17 protein-coding genes are annotated in these 20473 nt (G+C 56.2%); 9 read left to right on the forward strand and 8 right to left on the reverse strand.

Annotated elements, in window-relative coordinates:
• Positions 1-5 precede the first annotated feature (5 nt).
• The 8 genes from KQI65_12800 to KQI65_12835 all read right to left on the reverse strand — a co-directional run bounded on the left by KQI65_12800 (position 6) and on the right by KQI65_12835 (position 11737).
• On the reverse strand, positions 6-1373 hold the full coding sequence (locus KQI65_12800) for an OmpA family protein (GenBank protein MCB2205615.1): 1368 nt from the start codon (positions 1371-1373) through the stop codon (positions 6-8).
• A 141-nt stretch (positions 1374-1514) separates the two neighbouring features.
• Complete coding sequence (locus KQI65_12805; protein ID MCB2205616.1) at positions 1515-3236, reverse strand: hypothetical protein; 1722 nt, start codon at positions 3234-3236, stop codon at positions 1515-1517.
• A 14-nt stretch (positions 3237-3250) separates the two neighbouring features.
• A complete protein-coding gene (locus tag KQI65_12810; protein ID MCB2205617.1) occupies positions 3251-5278 on the reverse strand; it encodes a hypothetical protein in 2028 nt (675 codons plus the stop codon).
• 66 nt (positions 5279-5344) lie between these two features.
• Complete coding sequence (locus KQI65_12815) at positions 5345-6949, reverse strand: hypothetical protein (protein ID MCB2205618.1); 1605 nt, start codon at positions 6947-6949, stop codon at positions 5345-5347.
• A 45-nt stretch (positions 6950-6994) separates the two neighbouring features.
• Positions 6995-7831, reverse strand: coding sequence for a hypothetical protein (locus KQI65_12820; protein ID MCB2205619.1), 837 nt, complete (start codon positions 7829-7831; stop codon positions 6995-6997).
• 239 nt (positions 7832-8070) lie between these two features.
• A complete protein-coding gene (locus KQI65_12825) occupies positions 8071-9579 on the reverse strand; it encodes a hypothetical protein (GenBank protein MCB2205620.1) in 1509 nt (502 codons plus the stop codon).
• A gap of 50 nt (positions 9580-9629) precedes the next feature.
• Positions 9630-10394 carry a hypothetical protein gene (locus KQI65_12830; protein MCB2205621.1) on the reverse strand — a complete coding sequence of 255 codons (765 nt, stop codon included), beginning with the start codon at positions 10392-10394 and terminating at the stop codon, positions 9630-9632.
• A gap of 413 nt (positions 10395-10807) precedes the next feature.
• The gene (locus KQI65_12835) at positions 10808-11737 is read right to left on the reverse strand and encodes an NAD-dependent epimerase/dehydratase family protein (GenBank protein ID MCB2205622.1); all 930 of its coding nucleotides are present in this window, start codon (positions 11735-11737) and stop codon (positions 10808-10810) included.
• A gap of 110 nt (positions 11738-11847) precedes the next feature.
• On the opposite strand from KQI65_12835, the gene KQI65_12840 reads away from it, so the two are divergent.
• The 9 genes from KQI65_12840 to KQI65_12880 all read left to right on the forward strand — a co-directional run bounded on the left by KQI65_12840 (position 11848) and on the right by KQI65_12880 (position 20344).
• Positions 11848-13320, forward strand: a complete 1473-nt coding sequence (locus KQI65_12840; protein MCB2205623.1) for a polysaccharide biosynthesis C-terminal domain-containing protein — start codon at positions 11848-11850, stop codon at positions 13318-13320.
• Between the two features lie 120 nt (positions 13321-13440).
• On the forward strand, positions 13441-13944 hold the full coding sequence (locus tag KQI65_12845; GenBank protein ID MCB2205624.1) for an HNH endonuclease: 504 nt from the start codon (positions 13441-13443) through the stop codon (positions 13942-13944).
• 83 nt (positions 13945-14027) lie between these two features.
• Entirely contained in the window at positions 14028-15020 is a 993-nt protein-coding gene (gene trpS / locus KQI65_12850) for a tryptophan--tRNA ligase (GenBank protein MCB2205625.1), read from the forward strand.
• Between the two features lie 2 nt (positions 15021-15022).
• On the forward strand, positions 15023-15796 hold the full coding sequence (locus KQI65_12855) for a segregation/condensation protein A (GenBank protein MCB2205626.1): 774 nt from the start codon (positions 15023-15025) through the stop codon (positions 15794-15796).
• Positions 15780-17174 carry an SMC-Scp complex subunit ScpB gene (gene scpB / locus KQI65_12860; GenBank protein ID MCB2205627.1) on the forward strand — a complete coding sequence of 465 codons (1395 nt, stop codon included), beginning with the start codon at positions 15780-15782 and terminating at the stop codon, positions 17172-17174. The genes KQI65_12855 and scpB overlap by 17 nt, the downstream gene beginning before the upstream one ends.
• A 306-nt stretch (positions 17175-17480) precedes the next feature.
• A complete protein-coding gene (locus tag KQI65_12865; protein MCB2205628.1) occupies positions 17481-17840 on the forward strand; it encodes a hypothetical protein in 360 nt (119 codons plus the stop codon).
• Positions 17810-18550 (forward strand): rRNA pseudouridine synthase, encoded by a 741-nt coding sequence (locus tag KQI65_12870; protein MCB2205629.1) that lies wholly within the window; start codon positions 17810-17812, stop codon positions 18548-18550. Before KQI65_12865 ends, KQI65_12870 begins: the two co-directional genes overlap by 31 nt.
• Before the next feature lie 19 nt (positions 18551-18569).
• A complete protein-coding gene (locus KQI65_12875) occupies positions 18570-19409 on the forward strand; it encodes an ABC transporter permease (protein ID MCB2205630.1) in 840 nt (279 codons plus the stop codon).
• A 260-nt stretch (positions 19410-19669) separates the two neighbouring features.
• On the forward strand, positions 19670-20344 hold the full coding sequence (locus KQI65_12880; GenBank protein ID MCB2205631.1) for an outer membrane lipoprotein-sorting protein: 675 nt from the start codon (positions 19670-19672) through the stop codon (positions 20342-20344).
• Positions 20345-20473 lie beyond the last annotated feature (129 nt).

Here is a 20473-nt window from a genome sequence, read left to right on the forward strand (position 1 = left end):
GGAGGTCATTTCCGGGTGATAATCACTTCCGTCCTGCGATTAAGCCTGCGTCCGAGCTCGGTATCATTCGGTGCAATGGGTTGTGATTTTCCCATGCCGCGTGTCGTAATCCGCGATGCATCGACACCCCTGTCTACGAGATATTGTTTTACCGCGCGCGCCCGGGCGTCCGAAAGTGCAATGTTATACTCGTCACTGCCGATGTAATCGGTATGTCCGCGAATCTCGATGTGAATGTTTTCATACTTGCGCAGCATAGCGAGGATGTTCTTCAACTCCTCCACATAGGTCATGTCGAAGGTCGCGCGGTTGAAATCGAACAGGATATTCTCGAGGACGAATTTCTTATCCACGTCGAGGACGGTGACTTCTTCCTCAAGGACGATTTCATCCGCCGCGTTGCGGATTTCCAGCTTCATCTTCTCGGGAGGAATCTCCTGCGGAATGCGATAGCGTATCGCATACAGGTTCGTCAGGGACTCACTGAACTCGTCGAGAATGGAACTGAAATCTTCGATGATGTTGAACCTTTTGCCGCGCGTACTTTCCGTCAGCTCCACATATTCCGGGATGTCGGGTGGCGTGATGGCGAAAAGCTTGATATTCTGTTTGAGCAGGAATTCTTTCATGCTCTGCGTGTTGAATTCCGTCTTCCCATCCCCGCGGTCCCCTCTCTGATGGAACATAGCGTCCGTAATGAGGATGAAAATACGCTGCGCACTTTGCCGGAATTTAAAGCTGCTCGCTTCGAATAAACCTTCCAGAGCGTTCTCATTATCGTCGCCCCCGCCGCCGATTTTCAATCCATCGATCCAGCTGATGAACGTTTTCACATCCTCGGTGAAGTCCTTGTACCGCTCAATTCTGTCGCTGAACGTGATCAGGGCGAGACGGTAATCGACGCCACGTGATGCCAGGCGCTGTGTGAATTCAATGATATTGCTCTTCACTTCGTAGACTTCCTGCTCCATGCTCCCGGTCTGATCGATAATGAATGCGATGTCGACGGGGAAACTGTTGGATGCGGAAATCTTGTCGAGTGCTTCGATTTCGACAGGTGAGCCATCCTGATAGATCACCATGTCTTCTTTCTTCAGCTTCGCAAAGTGATTCCCCGTCGAGTCTCGCGCATCAAGAATGACGCTGACCTCGGGATACCGGCTGATATCGACGGCGCGAATGGATACCGTGACGGATTCCGGATGCTTGCTGCGGGCGGAAATGATGGTCGGCTTCCGCAGGCTGTCCGGTCCTGTTACGTCCTGCGTAAAGGTGGGACAGGCCGATACCGGTGCAGGCGTCATGCGCGCCTCACCGTTGAACGTCAGTGCTAGCAGAAGGAGGAAAGGAATGATGAGAAAGTAGCGTTGCATAGATTTGCTGAACACCTGAGGCTGACTGAGAGCTCACTGGGAAACACTGATGTCGGAGCCGCTGATGCGTGGAAAACATGTGCAGGCGATGGTACGCCCATCGCCTGCACAGTATCCGTTATGAATGCACGCGCGTACGCGCTAGAATGCAAATCCGAAGCGAAGTCCGGGAACGATCATTTCATCATGTTCCCATTTCTCGGCATCGCGGATGAGGCGCGAGTACTTGACCTCTGCACGCATCCAGCTGAAGATGTTCAGGTAGACTTCACCCATCAGGCCGCCATTGAAATACTGCACGGCGACACCATAGGTGGTCTTTCCAAAGTGATCGTAGGAAAGGCGTGCCCAGAGATCGAGTGTGCTGTGATCAGCAACGGTCTTGACGCTGTCTACGAAGTCGTAGGCGTTCACACCCGGAGGAATGGCATCTTCCCACTGATTCTTGCGTGCGGCTTCGACAACCTTGAGGTAGCCGAGACCGGCATGCAGGCGCAGTCCCTTGAGCATGAATCCGAGATCCCGCCAGTAGAACAGGTTGGCGGAAGAGGCGATGTAGTAGAATCGCTGCTTGAAGAATTCCTCGGATTCCGGATTCTCGGGACTGGGTTTTTCAATCTCGTCGCCATTGATGATGGTTCCATCCGGCGTCGTGATTTTCTTGCTGCCCAGCTTGTTGAGACCGAAGCTGACGAATGCGGCGGCGCCAAGACCGTCAGCATCCGAACCCGGTGCTCCGGAGATGTTGGAGAGCTGCTTGTAGTACTCACCCGATGCACCCCATGTACCATTGATGGTACGGGGCTTGAAGATGGGGAAATTGTCCTGGATGCTCTTGTCACCCCAGGTGAAGGGGATCGAAGGACCGATCTTGATGCGCTCGGTTGTCGAGGGCTCGTAGACGAACAGCGTGTTCCACTGTGCGCCGTAGAGGAACGGCAGGTTCACCCAGTCGTTTCCGATCTTCAGTTCAAAGCCGGCGCGGATGCGCGAGGGCTGCAGGGCGACACCATCAGGTGCGCGCTCCGGTGAGTCGAGCGTCCACATGAAGCCGCCGCCGAAAGGCACACTGATGGTGGCTTCGGCAACGTACGGCTGCGGCTTGAGTGCGCCGGTCTCATCGAGACTGGCATACTGCTGGCGATCAACCACGGCTTCATACAGGTCGGGCGTGAGGATTTCACGAAGATTGCGGCGGCCAACGATACGGTAATCGTCGAAATCACTGTTGTCCTTGTTGGGACTGAATCCGGCGGACAGGTTATCAGGATCGTGGGGACGCGCTTTCTCAATAATGATGGCGATCAGGTTCTGATCGTCTTTGGGGCTCTGGATGACACGCATGCGGGCTTTGCCCATCAGTACGCGCTCTGCGACATCCACGGCTTCCGCATCAAGCAGATCGTCGCGATTGTCACGCACTTTGCGCATGACTTCGAGAATCATGGGCTCGTCCTGGATTATCCACTGGGGGAAGTACTTGTCTACCAGCGGATCCAGCGTCGTGAGTGCACGCAGAAGCACGCGCAGCCTGTCATTTTCGTCCTTGTAATGATCGATGGCGATATCGAGCAGTCGCAGATAATTCTGACGATCATCCTCGGAGGCGCGGAAGTTGACCATGTCATTGATGAGCTGGTCACCCCAGGCCATGCGGCCCAGGAGGTCTTCCTCCGAGTAATTCGCGCTCTTCATGTATCGCATGATCTGTTCGACGTTCGTCAGCGCGTCATCCGCACTCTGGGCCTGCAGCGCCTGCGGCGCTACAAACACCACGAGAAGGAGGGCGGCGAGAATCGTGAGAAGTCGGTTTTTCATCTGCATGCTGAATTTATCCGTGCTTGTAACATTGTATTTCTTCATGATACTGCCTCCCGTCAATTAAAGATGGAAGGAAGCCCGATGCGAAGTCTCGGGGTGATCAGGAAGTAATTGCTTTCGGTCTCCCAGATTTCCTGGTCGCGGAGAAGGAAGGAATACTTCGCTTCGACGCGCAGCCAGTCGGTCAGCTCAAGGAAGGCGTCAGCCATCATGCGACCGGCGAAATACTGGATGCCCATACCGTAACGGTTCTTCGCACGGAGATTGATGAAGGACATGCGTACGTAGATATCAATCAGGTCCTTCTCCTTCTCGAGCGTGAACATGCTGCCGATATCCTCGGCCTTGAACTCATGACCCAGCTTCTCACCGACGGCGGTCACGAGATGGTCACGCTTGATCTGCATGAAGCTACCACCGATGTTCAGACGGAACGCGAGGTTGGGATTATGCACGTTGTCTTTGAACATGATCGGATAGTACACCTGCGCAATCGTGGAGATGTGGAAGAAATCATTGTTGTAATCCGCTTCGCCTTCCACCGGGGTCATATTGAGCACTTTCAGGTGGTCGTACGCTTCCTGTCCGTCAAAATCGTTCACAACGGTCAGATTACCGCCGAGGGAGAAGGGGAAACCAAACGTGAAATCAAATGCCACGTTGTAACCACCGTTGGCGGAAAGCAGGTCCTTCTTATAGGCAAGCGGCGACGGAAGGTCAGGTGCCGTCATGTTCATCGGAAGCACGATACCCACGCTCATCTGGTTTTTATAGCCGATGCCGAGGGAAGAAATGCCCGATGTCCAGCGTGGCAGACCGATTTCGTCGTTGCCCATGTTGTAGCTCAGCTTCCAGTCCGGTGCGAAGCCGGAACGGCTCGGTGAGCGCAGTTCAACTCGGTCGAGTGACGCATCGATGATGGCAAAGTCCGCGGGATAGATACCCGGGTTCGCAATCAGTTCGACGGTCTGCTCCATGCTCGATTCCTTCGCTTCGATGTACAGCATCGTACGCACCTCGTAGGGAGAATCGCCAAGGTATTCGAACTCGATGTTCACCTTGTCGTTTTCACCGCCACGCGGGTCAAGCATTTTCGGGAACTTCGTCTTGATGGCGAACTGCTCGGCATTGTCACCAACGAATTCAACGCGTGTGATTTTCAGGGGACGATCACGGTCAGTATTCCGCACCGGGATGCGCTGGTATTCAGGGTAGAACACGGGAATGCTTCCAGTGTACAGCGGCCCGGCAGCGTCAAACTGCGGGATGACGACTGCGCTGGCGAGCGTGTCCCGTTCGTTCCAGAAATCACGGAAACGGCTGGTCGTCGTTTCCAGTTCTTTCTGTGTCATGACGATGAACGGTCCCACCTTGCCGGGCATCCAGTCGCCACGCTCGGGGAGCGGGATCGAGTTGGACGTCGCGCGCTTGGCGAGAATGTCATCATACAGATTTTCGTCGACCATGTTGAGCACGCTCAGAAGGTCGCTGCCTGCGAGGGAAAAGCCCTTGGCAATCGGCTCACTGCTCGATGCACCGAAACCGATACCGAGACCGGACTCTTCCTGGCCGCCACCCATATCCTCGGGAGGAAGGGTTTCAAGCTTCTCGACATAGACCTCGATCACCTGGTAGGGATCGATGTCGTAGAGTTCCTGCTCGTCCGGGGTGGCCTCGACATAATACACTTCAACCTTGCGCATCTGCGAGCTGCCATTCCCCTTGCGACCGGGAACCGGGAAGGTACCGTCTTCGTGGTACTCTTCCTCGAACATGCCAAGATCCGCGGCGCGGGTGAACACCTTGTCGATGCGCTCGTAGAACTGCCGCAGCTGATAGCCCTTGACCTGGGTATAGTCATACCCGGTAGTGGCGGAACTGCGACGGCGCCCTGTCGTGGCGCGCGGCTTGTCCTCGGCGGCCGACTTGATGATCTGGTTTTTCTCCTGGGCGTCGTTGTACTCCGTTTTCAGATCCGTCTGCTTGTTTTTGACTTCGCGGTCGGTCTGAGCAAAGAGCTGCGGCATGAAGCCTGCAACGAGTGCCACCATGAGAAAGGCACGTAAAAAGAATTGTTTGCTCATGAACTTACCTCTATTGTCGAATTTGTTTGTTCCACTTCGCGATAGTTGCCCTGGGGCGACGACCGGTTATTCCTGATAAAGCAGGACGTTGACCCGTTCGTTGACAGCACCGAAACGGATGCTGATCGTTGCTTCGGTTCCATCACGGTTTACTTTTCCGCGCAGCCAGAATTTCACCAGGCTTCCCTGATCCGCACCGTTGTTCGGGTTGGTCCGGGGAATGACATCCCAGTCATCGAGAAGATCCTGTCCATCCTCGGATTCAACCTCGATACGGATGGAGGACCGGTCGATATTCTGAATATTCTCGGCAATACAGCGGCCACAGCGTGCAGCGACAAACTGGAACACATTGTTAATCGGATACTCGCCACCGTTAGCAAAGGATTGTGCACCTATGCGATCGACAGGAGAAGTAATATTAAAGATGAATTCAGACGGGGTCATGGCCTGTGCAGCCGAGTCAGGCAGCACCTGGTACGTGCGGCCCCTGTACGTGGATTTGACCGTCATCGTACCGCCAAGTGCATCAAGGGGCACTTTGTACTTGAGTACGTTTCCGGAACCCTTGTCCACTTCGCTGCCGTCGATTTCAACCGTCCAGCGGTACGAACCGACATCCTCAAGACCGGCAACGTTGAGATACATCTCAAAAATCTCACCGGCGAAGGCGCCGGAAGGTTTGCGGCGCGCGAGATATGGCTGCTTGACTTCGACATCGAAGTTGATCGGCCGCGAAACGCTCTTCGGTCCGGCCGCGCGGCTGTCACGCGCATCGACGGTCACCGTCTTCACACCGGGCTCGTTGTAGGTATTCGACCACACCCACTTGCCGCGCTCGGGATCGGGACTGTAGTACGGGTTCCGGTTGTTGTCCGGACGCAGCGCGATACCGCCACCGATGATGTTCATATTCGAAATCTTGTCCACGGTCGTACCGCGCACCTTGATTTCGTTGTACGTCGGGAAACCGACGGCAGTGACGATCGGATCTGCCTGAATCTGCAGCTGATCGTATTCCTCGGAAACGACCTCCACGACGAATTTGTCGGGATTGAGGTTTTCGGACTGCTCGATGAAGTGCTCGACCGGGGTTCCCATCAGATCGGGATCAGAGTCGAGCGCGTTGCGAATTTCCTTGCGCGAGAACTCGAGCGTTCCCACCTTGATCTTCGCGGCACCTTCTTCGATGTCGGGCGTGAGGGACACACGGTTGGTGCCCGCCTGCACCCAGAGTTCATACGTTCCGGGGCCGTTGTCGGCCTGCCAGGTAAAGCGGTAGAGCCGCTCGCCCGTGGCGCCGTGTACGATTGAATCCTGAATCTGCTCGGGGTAACGCAGGGATGAAATCTCCGTACCGTCCTTGAAGACCTTGACTTCCGGCGGCGTGGTCACCTCATCCTGCTCGCCCAGACCCTTGACGTTGATGGTGAATTTGCGTTCTTCACCGACCTTCAGCTGGTTGTCACCGGCTGCGGCAACGGCGGGCATGTTCTTGAGCAGCTCAAGAATGATTTTTCGGTTTTTTTCTTCCAGCAATCTCTGCTGCATCAGCAGGTCCGCCTCGGCATCATCGCGTTCGACGATGATGATCAGCAGCTCGCAGATAACAGCCAGATACAGGAAGAAGTAGACCTGATATTTTTTATAATGGTCGGCAGATTGTGCCATAATGGATACTCCTCCTTTAACTGATTGGCTTCATCCGTGAACTGCTTATGGACGCATGCCGGATTCGGCGCGCACGGAAGCTTCGAGCTCTTCCTTGAGTGCGTCGAGACGGCGCTGCACCTCGGAAACGGAAAGCTGCTTGCCGGGCATTCCTGCGCCTGCGCCGGGCTCTTCTTCTTCCTCTTTCTCGTACCAGGTGGTGAGTCCGAGGAGGAGAAGCACGGTGATCTCAACAATGATCGCGATGACGATCAGGTCAGGCTGATGCGCGACCATGAACTTCACACCGCGAAGACCGATGTTGAGGATCAGGAAGGCCGTACCGATAAAGGCGATGGCGGTGATGTTATTTTTATACTCGGGGATGAATTCGTTGTGCATGTACAGCGCGAACGCCTGGCGCACACTCTTCTCTTTCTGCAGCCACTTCTTCGGCTCTTTCATCAGGTGCTCACCGAACTTGTTGGAAATGCCGGTTGCCTTGAGAATAGCACCGGCAAATGCATGGAGGCTGCCACGGAAGAGAAAAAGACCGATTGGCGTGAAGAAAAACACGACCACGGTGAACGCGATCAGAATAATGAGGAAAATCGCCAACATGTTCACGATGAACGTCGAGTTTCCGATTTTGAACACGTACTCGGTGCTGAACAGGTTGCTAAGCATTCCACCGGGGGAAGGCTTGATCATTCCAAGCTCCTGATGCGTGAGCTGGCTGAGGTCGCGTCCGCGGCCTTCGTCGCGCAATTCGCGCTTGATTTCATCGAGCGTCTTCATGTCGGAATCGCCGTGCTGCGCCAGGACGGGCGCTGCGAAAGCGAGAAGTACGGCAAACAACAGCATACCGAACGTGAGGTGGCGAATGAATCCACTACTCTTCATAAGGATAACCTCCTAACAAGACATAGGATGAGCGGTCTCCGCACGAGGCGGGACACAGTTAATTTGAATATCGTACGTAGTTTCAATTGGCGTCGTATCGCTAATCAAGCAGAAGAGGGACGTGATGATCTTTGGAAAGGCGCAAGAGCGGTCGCTGAATCTTGCTTGCAGATCATAACAACTTCGCACAAAGTGCCTATTCAATGCAAATCCGGCAGGCATCTCTTTTACCATAATCTTCATCGGTACAACTCCAGGATTGCCTGCGCGGAGGCGTCTTCCGCATACACGTGAACAATAACGCGTTCGCCGGAAGCGCGAATTTCGTTCTTGTCCTGGATCACGAACGTAAACTCCCCTTTCCTGATCATGGAGACGTCTGTCCGAATGAGGTTGTTTTCCTCATCGTAGATGTCCACACGCACGTCCGCCAGCCGGTCAATTGGCTGTTCGCCGCGGAATCGCGGATCGATATAGCGGGAAGCGCTGAAGCTGAAATTTCCGGTGACCGGAGCTTTTTTGGGGAAATTGAGCTGAATCTGTGTCGGGGGATTCAGCACGGGAAGCACAAAACGGGAACGGCCTGCGGCGTAGGTCTGCGAGGATATGAAGGTGTAGGGACGTCCCCTGTAACGGGCTTCGACCACAAGCTGTTTCCCGGCGTAGGAGTTCGGGATACGGTACTGCACGCGCGAACCGCGGCCTTCCGATTTGAGCAGGAGATCATCCTGCCCGACGGCCTCATACAGCGACCAGCTGTAAAGCTCGTCCTGCTCAAGCCCTGCAATACCAATGTCCAGCTGCAAATCCTCACCGGCATACAGCTGCGCGGGCGGGGACTGACGCAGATAGGGCTCGATGCCCGAAACCGCAAAACTGCAGCGCGCGATGTCCTTTCCTCCTGCTCCCCGCTGCAGTGACGCTTCGACCACCACGGTGTCGGGATACGGCGCCACGCTGCCGGTCCATCGATACACGAGGCTGCGCTGATTCTTCGAGATATCCTCGAGCGTCCCACCGCCGCGCACGATACGCAGGCCGGGAGACGACCATCCGAGATTTCCTCGAATGACATTCATCTCTTCAAAGCCGATGGCCGAACTGATGCTGCTGCGCTCTGCTTCGATCGACAGCGCTTCCACCGTCCGCGGCGTGGCAACAGAGGTGTCGATCACATCAACCGTCAGTGTCACGCCATTCCGTTCCAGGCTGGCGATGGTCTCACGGCTGACAAGAGTACTGTCGAAACGTATGCCGTGATAATCGAAAACCCCGTTCGCAATCTCCCGCACACGCCGTGCGCTGGCGAGCAGGTTGATATGATACCGCCCGGTACGCGGAAATGCCGCCGTGACAGGGAAATACACCGTATGTTCATGAATATTGCCGAATGCCGTGCGGCCGCCGACACCCACAATATCAGGTGAAGTGAACACGCCGTCACGGATCACACTGTGCAGGCGCACAGCGATATCATCCTCTGCCTGAATATCATGCACGAACACCTTGCGTCGCATCAGCGGAATTTCTCCACTGACGATGCCGCTGGAATCAGCACTGACATACCACCGCACGGTGTCGCTCGCCAGGGAAAGCGGCACTTCCGGAAGGAAGGTGCGAATGATATGTTCATTGTGTTTGGTCATACGTTCATCACGATGCTCACGGTCTTTCGAAATAACAATGAAACCGATAACGGCCGTAAGGTAGAGAATGAAAAAAATGTGCAGCTGCCGGCGCCTGCGCATAACGCTTCAAGCCTCCGGACTTTCCAGGTGCCGCTCGTTGGCCGGACGTCTCATGAGACATCCTTCTGCTGGCGAATCGCTTCGAGAAGCTGGGCTGTCAACCTGTTCTGTTCCTCCTGCTGCCTTTGCAGTTCCTCGAACTGCCTGCGCGATGCTTCCAGTGCCTCGCGCAGCTGCAGCCCGCTCTGTTCGAACTTCTCGACGATCTTGCGTGTATTCTCTGCATTCTGCTTGCCGATGTTCTCTGTCAAACGCGTCAGCAGAACATCCTGCCTGATATCCGTCTGTGAAATCAACCGGAACAGATCCGATACCGCGTTGGTCATCTCGTTGATCGGTGTATGGAGGCCTGCAAGCGGGTTCTCTCCGGGCAGATGTCCGCCCTGTTTCGCCGCACCGTCATCGACAGCGGAAAATGCCGTCACCACGGCAAGCAGAAGCAGAAGCAGTGCTTCCAGGCCAAGACCTGCCAGCGCGAACCAGATGGAATATCCACCGAGATAAAGCGCCGCCGTGATGAGGACGACCGTGGCACCTGCGTACACCATGCCCTGCACAGTGTTGTAGTAGTACGTGCCAACGATTTCTTCGAGGAAAACGCGCGTTCCGAGACGCACGCCGAGATCCGTTTCAAACCGTACGCGCCGGCCATCACGAAACTGCAGTTCTGTCCCTTTCCGGGCAAGCCGCCAACACTCCAGCAGCGTCTTCAGCTCAAACGCATTTTTTACTCTCCTGTCATGAAAAAAATCATGCAGAAGCCTGCGCCCTTCCAGTGTCTCGAGATCTTTGACTGTTTCCGAAGTGTTGAGCAAAAGTGCACTGTTTGAAGTGTAAGAGGGCCAGGTTGGCGGTATCACTACCTCTTGCGCACAAATCATGCCAAGAAAGTACGTGAAAAAGTCCACAAAATGGGTTGCGGTGCCGGATTTTCGCCTTCACGGAGTGAAATATATTCACGTCCAGTGAGAATGATTCACTATGCGAAGAAGCGGGGCACGCCTGTGGTGATGGATATCAAAAAAACCGGAAAACGGCGCATTTTGGCGAATTCAATGCGCCATCCAGACAAAACTGAGACAGTGGTATCTGCTCGTGGATGGAGCCGATGAAGCGGTGGTCGCAGCAGCGGTGGTCGCAGCAGCGGGAGCCGATGCAGTGGCGGTCGGGAGCCGTGATGCGCGCGGAAGCTGTTCATGGCAGATCGCCCGCGACACACGGCAACGTATCATTCCTCGCCGTGCCGTTCGCGGAACCAGGCGAGCGTATTGCGCAATCCTTCCTCGATGGGAACGGTGGGTTCCCAGCCGAAGGACTGCTTGATCTTGTCGTAAGAGCATACGCTTCGCAGCTGTTCGCCGGACTTGGCGGGACCATGTTTCTCCGATGCGGGAGAACCGAGGCCTTCATTGAGGACGCGGAATATCGTGTTCACGGTGGTTTCCACATTGGTGCTGACATTGAAGGTGTCGGAACCTTCCATGTCGAGCGCCATCACGTTGGCGCGGACGACATCGTTGACGTACACATAATCGCGGGTCTGCAATCCTTCACCGTTGATGACGGGGTTGTCACCCTCAAGCAGCTTGTCGCAGAAAATCGCGACCACACCTGCCTCACCATGAGGGTTCTGCCGCGGACCGTACACGTTCGTGTACCGGAATACGGTGTATGTCAGCCCGCGCACCAGATGAAAATAGTGCAGGTAGCGTTCGACCGTCACCTTGGTGATGCCATACGGGGAGCACGGCGCGATGGGATGCGCCTCGTCGGCGGGAAAATACTCCTGCTCTCCGTATCCGGCGCCACCGGAACTGGCGAAGATCACACGCTTGACATCGTTGCGCAGCCCTGCCTCGATCACATTGAGGGATCCAAGAACATTCACCGAAAGATCGTACCGCGGGTCCTCCACCGAACGGCGCACATCGATCTGCGCGGCATGGTGATTGATCACGTCGATATTATGCTCGGCGACAACATCGGCGAGTCCTTCATCGCGAATGTCCATCTGGTAAAACGCCGCGCCTTTGGGGACGTTCTCCAGAACGCCGGTCGACAGGTCATCGACGATGACGATGTCATGCCCGCGCTCGCGGTAAGCATCTGCAATACTGGATCCGATGAAACCGGCACCGCCGGTGATGAGAATGTTCATGCGCTGCGTCAGCGATGGTGATACATGCCGTAATGTAGTGAGAAAGCGGAAAAGGAGGAAGTACAGAATCCGTCTTTCTCCCTTTCTGCCAATCTCCGTACATTGCGGTCGTGAAAGCACAGTTCAAACGGCTCACCTCGGACTCCGCGGTGTACGGCGTCAGCAATGTTCTCGGACGCTTTATCACCTTTCTGCTCGTCCCCTTCTACAGTCATACTCTCCCGCAGGGAGACTATGGCATCGTCGTCACCGTGTATTCCGCCATCGCCTTTCTCAATGCCGCATGTACGTTCGGACTCGAACCGGCATACATGCGTTTCATCGCAGGAAAGGACGATGCCGCCCGCAACCGCATTTTCACCAGCAGTATGCGTTTCATCGCCGTGGCGTCCCTGCTCGTATCGGCAGTGGTACTGCTGTTCCAACAGCCGGCCCGCGTGTTTCTCGAAATTTCTCCCGCCAACAGTCCGATCATTCCTCTCTCTCTCGCAATGATCGTCCTCGATGCCGTGAACGTCATACCCCTCGCTGCCCTTCGCATGGAGCAGCGTGCACGCATGTTCGCCTTCGTGCGCATTACATCCATTGTCATCAATGTCGGCCTCAACGTCCTTTTCATCTATTTCCTGCACTGGTCCATCGTCTGGATTTTTGTCTCCGGTGCCATCGCTTCCTTCAGCACGACGGTGCTGCTGCTGCCGGTGTTCATCAGTCATTCGGGACGTAATACCGAAAAAGGACTGTTGCGCGAGCTCCTGCACTACGGCCTCCCCACCATGCCCGGGGCCGTCGCCATCATGCTTGTCGAAGTGATAGACAAACCGTTGATGCTGAAACTCACGGATGCGGCGACTGCAGGCGTGTACAGCATGAACTACAAGCTGGGCATTTTCATGATGCTCGTCGTCACGGTCTTCCGATATGCCTGGCAACCCCTGTACCTGCAGATGACAAACAGTGACGAGACGCGCCGCTTCTTCGCACGCGTCCTTACATACTTCGTTCTCCTCTCCTCCGCCATCGTACTGCTGCTCACACTGTTCATCGGCGATATCGTGCGCATTTCCATCCCTCTGCTCGATCGCAATCTGATCAAGGAAAGCTATCTCGGTGGACTCGGCATCGTCCCCATTATTCTCTTCAGCTACCTCTGGGCAGGCGTGGCGCAAATTCTGAATGCCGGGTTGTACATTGAGAAACGCACACGCATCATCCTTTACGCCACTACCGCAGGCGCGGTGGTCAACATCATCACCAATCTGCTGCTCATTCCGGTCTGGGGCATGTACGGCGGCGCCGTGGCGACATTCGCCGCCTACGCCACCATCTCCGGCGTTTACGCCGCTGCCGTGCGGCGCATCTTCCCCGTGCGCTGGGAGTACGGACGCCTGCTTCGTATAGCGGTCGCCCTCACCGCGGGTGCCTGCCTCTGGTACCTGGTCCCTCCACCCGCGCAGATTTCCTTCGCCCTCTGGCGCATCGTCATTTTCCTCACCTTCACGGCCGTGATCTTCCTGAGCGGATTCTTCCTGCGAAGCGAATTGCAGAGCCTGCGCCGTTTCCTCTTCCGCCGTGCCGACTGACGCTCCCCATACATCCGGGACGAATGCAGGCATTGCCTTTCATCCGGGCAGGCGGTATTATGCGGTATTATTGACCATCCGGAGGTCGTCTTCGAATTAAGCGACAAGAAGAAACCTGCCATCAGCGGCCGCGTCCTGGTCCTCAACCAGAGTTACGAACCGCTCACCGTCTGCTCCGTGCAGAAAGCCGTCATCCTGCTTTTCCTGGAAAAAGCTCAGATCGTGGTGGAAAAAGCCGACCGGAAAATCCGCAGCGTAAGCTGTGCCTACCCCTTCCCCAGCGTTATCCGTCTCAACAGTTACAAGCGCGTCCCGTACAAGGGCATCATGCTCTCGCGGAAAAATATTATTCGTCGCGACGGACACCGCTGCCAGTACTGCGGCCGAACTGGTACGCAACTGACGGTGGACCATATCATTCCGCGTGCCCGCGGAGGCAAAGACAGCTGGGAAAATCTCGTGACCGCCTGCCTGGCCTGCAACAATAAGAAGGGAAGCCGCACGCCGGAACGCGCAGGCTTCACCCTGCTCAGTGTACCCCGCCGCCCGTCGCACGTCTCCTTCATCCGTCACTCCGTGGCACGCGTTGACGAACTGTGGAAGCCCTATCTCTTCATGCGCTGACCTCGTCGCTCCCCCTGTTTCATCTCTACCCCGCGCTTTCATATCTTAGTGGGAATGTATCTTTCTCTCACAAACACATTCCCATGACTGACACCGCAAAGAAAACCATCCTCAGCGGCATGCGTCCCACTGGCAAGCTGCATCTCGGACACTGGACCGGCGCGCTCGAAAACTGGGTCGCCCTTCAGGATGAATACAACAACTATCACCTCGTGGCTGATTACCATGCGCTGACCACGAATCTCGATACCACGCATCTGTATCAGAACACGATCGACATGGTGATCGACTGGCTGGCAGGGGGAATCGACCCTGAGAAAAGCCCGGTCTTCAGGCAGTCCCAGATCAAGGAACACACCGAGCTGCACCTGATTTTTTCCATGCTGATCACGAAAAACAGGCTCGAGCGCAATCCCAGCATCAAGGAACAGGTGCGGGATCTCGACATCGAAAACATCGTGTACGGGCACCTCGGGTATCCCGTTCTCCAGGCGGCCGATATCCTGCTCTACCGCGGAGACCTGGTTCCTGTCGGTGAAGATCAGCTTTCGCATGTGGAAATCACACGAGAGATCGCCCGGCGCTTCAACGCAGCCTGGGGCGAAGTATTCCCCGAACCGCAGCCGAAGCTCACGAAGTTTGCACGTCTGCCGGGGCTCGATGGCAAGGACAAAAAAATGTCCAAGTCCATGAACAATACGATCCTTCTTTCCGACGACCCTGATGCCGTCTGGCAGAAGCTGCGCAAGGCGCCGACGGACGTGCAGAAAGTGCGCCGCAACGATCCCGGGCGTCCCGAAGTGTGCCTGATCTATACGTACCATGAGAAATTCAATCCCGCCGAAACCACGGAGATTCATGCAGGCTGCACCTCCGGTGAACTCGGCTGCGTGGACTGCAAGAAACGCTGTGCGGCGCAGATCGACGCCTTCCTCGCTCCGCACCGGGAAAAGCGCGCTGCGCTCGAAGCGCATCCTGCCCGCGTCGAGGAAATTCTCGTCGACGGGGAAGCACGTGCACGCAGCCGGGCCCGGGAAACGATGTCCGCCGTACGTGATGCAATGAAGCTGGGTTAGGTGTGGGCACGTTCAAAGTCAGAATACCCGATTTTGAGGGTCCCCTCGACCTTCTTCTGTTTTTTATCCGGCGCGATGAGCTCGACATATACAACATCCCCATCGCGTATATCACGCAGGAGTTCCTTTCCTACATCCGCGTGATGCAGATGCTCGACCTCGAGCTCGCGGGTGAATTCATCGTGATGGCGGCAACGCTGATGCAGGTCAAAGCCCGCATGCTTCTGCCTCGCGTCCCCACAGAGGAAGGGGAAGACGAGATCGACCCGCGCGCCGAACTCACCCAGCGCCTGCTCGAATACAAGCGGTACAAGGAATCTGCCGAGCAGCTGCAGCAGCTCGAGCGCGATCAACGCGAACGCTATTTCCGCAGCCTTTTCAAATACGATGTAAAAAAAGCCGTCGTCGAAGAAGAGGAAGACGCGCTCGAAGATGTGACCATGTACCAGCTCATCAAGGCGTTTCAGCACGCCATGATGAACATCCCGAAGAAAACCGTGCATGAGGTGCGCGCCATCCCCTGGTCCATCGAAGAACAGGGTACCTGGCTGATGCAGCGCTTCGGGGCGCGGCCGAAATACAATTTCCTCGAGATCATGCAGGAAATGAAAGAGAAGGTACAGGTTGTCGTCACCTTCATCGCGCTCCTGGAGCTCATACGCGCCCATCGGCTGCGCGTCGAGCTTCACGGACAGTTCAATGATTTTGAAATTATCAGGACAGAAGATGCGGAGGGCAGCGCCCCCGCTCCAGAGGAACATGCAGGACAGCAATAAACCCATAGATGAACAGAACACCCCGCAGGCGGAGGAAACCCCGAAAGCGGAAGAAACCCCGCAGGCGGAGGAAACCCCGAAGGCGGAGGAAACCCCGAAGGCGGAAGAATCTACCGACACCGCGGCAACGACCGCGTCCGACGAATCGGATGAGGACTCTACCTCCGACGAGGGAATAACTGACGTGGACGAAGCAACGGACGCGGACGAAGCAACGGACGTGGACGAAGACTCCGATGCGGAAGGCTCCGCGGAGGAAGACGAAGTATTCGAGGACGATCCGGATTTCCGGGCGGCGCTGGAAGCGCTCATTTTTGCATCCGACGAGCCACTGACCTTCCGGCAGATCAAGGATATCATGGCGCCGGAAAGTGCCGTGGACAAAGAGGAAAAGGAAGATGCGCCCGGGAGACGCCGCCGCAGGAAAAAGAGTTTCACCATCACCCGCGTCAAGCGCGCCATCGACGTGCTGAATGGAGAATATGAAGAGACGGGACGCGCGTTCCGCATCGCGGAGGTCGCGGGAGGGTTCGTCTTTCAAACAACCGCGGCATATGGAGCCTGGGTTGGCAAGCTGTTCGCAGAGCGCTCCCGCCGCCGTCTGACGCAATCCGCACTCGAGACTCTCGCGATCATCGCGTTCCGTCAGCCGATCAGCAAACCCGCCGTTGAAGGAATCCGTGGCGTCAATGCGGAACACGTCGTCAAATCACTGCTGGAACGCAACCTGATTTCCATCGTGGGACGTGAAGACAGTCCGGGCCGCCCCCTGCTCTACGGCACAACGAAGACGTTTCTGAAACATTTCGGCCTGAGCAGCATCAGCGACCTTCCGAAACCGCGCGAGATCAAGGACCTCCTCTCGACGGAAGACGAACTCGTGAGCAACCCCATCGATGAAATGGATCCCGAACAGGCTGCCGAGCTGGCGCAGATGTCTTCACAGCGCCTCGCCGACGTCCTCCGCGAAGCGGCCGAGTCACGGGGCAATTCCGTGGAGACCGCAAGCACTGCCGCCGACACCGAGGCAACGGACAGTGATGAGGCGTCGGCTCTCGACAGCACGACGCAGGTAGACGACAACGCGGCAGTGCCAGTGCTTACCGTACAGTTCGACGCAACTGCTGATGAAAGCAGCGCCCTGGATACCGGCATTGAAGTTGGATCGGACAATGAGAATCAGGAGACTGACGCTGGACGCGATACCGAAACATCTGATGAAGCAGAAACAGAAGAAACGAACGAAGATGATGCCGTGCGGGATGAAGATGTGGCCGAAGATGATGCCATGAATGATGAGGACAATGTGACTGAGGATGTGGCGCAGGTGGAGAATCCATTCGACGCCGAAGAACCGGATGAAAAAGAGCAGGAATAATGGCAGAGCAACGAAATTCACCTTCTGATAAGGGACGCGGCAAAAGCGGGGGCGCAGGTTCACGCCGTGGCACAGGTTCAAGCCGTGGCACGGGCTCAGGCCGTGGCACAGGCTCAGGCCGTGGCACAGGCACAGGCTCAGGCCGTGGCACAGGCTCAGGCCGTGGCACGGGTTCAGGCCGTGGCACGGGCTCAGGCCGTGGCACAGGCTCAGGCCGTGGCACAGGTTTAGGCCGTGGCACGGGCTCAGGCAGTGGCACGGGCTCAGGCCGTGGCACGGGTTCAAGCCGTGGCACAGGTTCAAGCCGTGGCACAGGTTCAAGCCGTGGCACGGGTTCAGGCAGTTCCGGGCGTGGCGGAAAGTATTCCGGCAGCAGGTCATCAGGACAGCCGGGTCGTGGACGTCCGTCGGGCAGCGGTGCCGGACGCGGAAGTGGCCGCGGCACCGGACATGACGGTAGTCACGGCGCAGGGCATGGAAGCGGTCAAAGGACCGGGAAAGCAGCTGCCACGCGGAGCCGTGGCGGCCAGCGACAGAGAACAGCTGCGGATGCAGCTGGAGAGAAGGGGAGAAAAACACATGATCGCATTGCCCCGGCACGCGGAAAGGGAAAACCCCGCAAGCACACCGTCGCCGTGCGGCCCGCAGTCGAAGAACTGCGGCTGAACAGGTATCTCTCCGAGGCAGGTGTCGCATCGCGACGCAAGGCCGACGACCTGATCGCGTCAGGAGTCGTGAGAGTCAACGGCAAAGTGGTGACCGAACTCGGAACAAAAGTGAATCCACAGCGCGATGAAGTCTCCGTGCGCGGCACCCCGGTATACATTCAGAATCAGCTTTTTTATCTTCTGCTCAACAAGCCGAAGGATTGCATCACCACGACCTCCGACGACAAGGGACGGCGCACGGTGATGGATCTCGTCCCTCCCGAGCATAACGTCTATCCAGTCGGCCGGCTTGATCGCAACACCACCGGCGCACTTCTGCTGACCAACGACGGAGACCTCGCCAATGTGCTGATGCATCCACGCTTCCATGTCGCCAAGGCATACATGGTGGAGACGACAGACTTTGTGCGACCCCAGGATATTGAGGCGCTGCGCAACGGTGTGAAGCTCGAAGACGGGAAGACGAGTCCCTGCGAAGCCGAGTTGCTGGATGGTCCGCGAGGAAAAATCGTGGCACTCGTACTGCATGAAGGAAGGAACCGGCAGGTGCGGCGGATGTTTGAAACTCTCGGATATACCGTGCGTAAACTTGACCGCATGTCCTATGCCGGACTCACACTAGAAGGAATTAAACGTGGCGCCTGGCGTTACCTCAGCGAGAATGAGGTCCGTGCCCTGAAGAATATCGCCGCGAAACAGAAGCTCTGATTCACGACAAGCGAACTGCATGCTCACTCTCGTTCGATACGAACTGCTGAAGACCTACCGGAAGCTCCGGACGTATATCGGGTTCGGCCTCATCGCCGTACTGATACCTCTGGCATTCTGGGGAATGTCGTTCGCGGGCGACGACATGATCAACGGGATGACGCGAGGACTGCAGCAGAACTTCCTCTTTGTCGGTTCGCTGTTCAACGGCTGGTTCGTTTCGAACATCGTCATGAACGCGCTCTTCGTGCACGTTCCCTTCCTCATCCTGCTCGTGGCCGGGGACATTTTCGCCGGGGAAGCGACAAGCGGAACATATCGTATTCTCCTTACGCGTCCGCCCTCCAGGAATCGCATCTTCGGTGTCAAAGCCATCAGTGCCGCGCTGTACACATATTCGCTGGTGTATTTTCTCGGGATGCTGAGTGTGGGACTCGGACTGATCTTCTTCGGGCACGGCGACATGATCATGATACTCGAAGAAGGCATTACCATTCTCCCTGCCGCGGAGCTCTGGTGGCGTTTCATCTTCGCCTACGCTCTCGCGGGATATGCGATGTCCGTCGTCGCCGCTCTGGGAATGCTGTTCAGCACCTTCGTCGAGAATGCCATTGGTCCCATCGTCGGCTCCTTCGCCATCATCATCCTGTTTTTCATTCTCGGGAATCTCCCCTTCGAGTTCTTCGAGAATCTCAGGCCCTGGCTGTTTACGACCTACACCGATGTCTGGCGTCGCGCATTCGGCAATCCCATCGATTTCACCGCTATCGTGAAAGATCTGCTGGCACTATCCGCCTTCCTTGCCGTGTTTCTCACAGCCGCCTGGGTGATTTTCCGGCGTAAGGACATACTCTCCTGATCTCCCGCGCAGCGCTTCAAGCACACGTCCAGGCGCTCCCGGGATGCAATTATGCAGATTATGCATAATTTTTCCCCTCCGAATATGCACTTTCTGCATATTTCCAGATACGGGTTTATGCAGTTTCTGCATAATTCCGCTGGCACGATTATGCAGATTACGCATAAATCATCTGTACCGACGCTGCGCCTGCCGCGTTGCGGCGGTCACTACCTACACGCAGTTCGAACGTTTGTCGAGGTCTTTACGAGGTTGCAGAAATGACGATATGTAAACGCACCGCGGTTCTGTCATTCCTCCTGCTCACTTTCATGACGCAGGTCAGTCAGGCGCAGGGAGAAGCCGTCGCGCTGCTCGAACGCGTGCAGACGATATTCTCGCGCGTGAACGATTACCAGGTGGATATCAGGGCTACCGTCAACATGAAAAGGCTCAACGTCCCTGACATGGAGGCCACGCTGTACTACAAGAAACCGAACAACGTGCATATCGAAAGTGACGGCTTCGCCATGCTCCCGCGAGACGCGGTGGGCTTCGATCCACTCCGTTTCGAGAAGGACATGTACGACGCGGTCATACAGGGCACGGAAAAAATTGGCGGTGTCACCTGCACGAAGCTCAAACTGCTGGCACGAAGCGATACCATCCGGCTGCAGCGCATAACACTGTATGTGGACACAAAGCGAGATATCGTGCTGCGCCTTGATGCTGATCCCGACGGGGGTGCCGCCGCGCAGGCATCCTTCACATACACACACGTTGATGGGAAGTACTGGATGCCTGAACGTATCGATATTTCGATGCCCTCCCCGATGAACTTCCGCCGTCCCGGTGCAAAGAAAAAGAAAGACGACGGCGACAGCAAGGCCACGGTCACCGTCCGTTACAGCAACTACGTCATCAACAAGGGCATCCCCGACTCCCGCTTCAAGTAACCCCCTCCCCGCCCAGTAGGCGTGGGATTCCAGATTCCAGATTTCAGATTTCAGATTGAAAGATGGAAGTATCAGATCGATAGTTTGCGTCGTGCAATTTTCTATCTTTCGATCAGGCAACTGCAATCT

The sequence above is a fragment of the bacterium genome (assembly GCA_020444325.1).
Classification (GTDB): Bacteria; Bacteroidota; Ignavibacteria; order SZUA-365; family SZUA-365; genus BM516.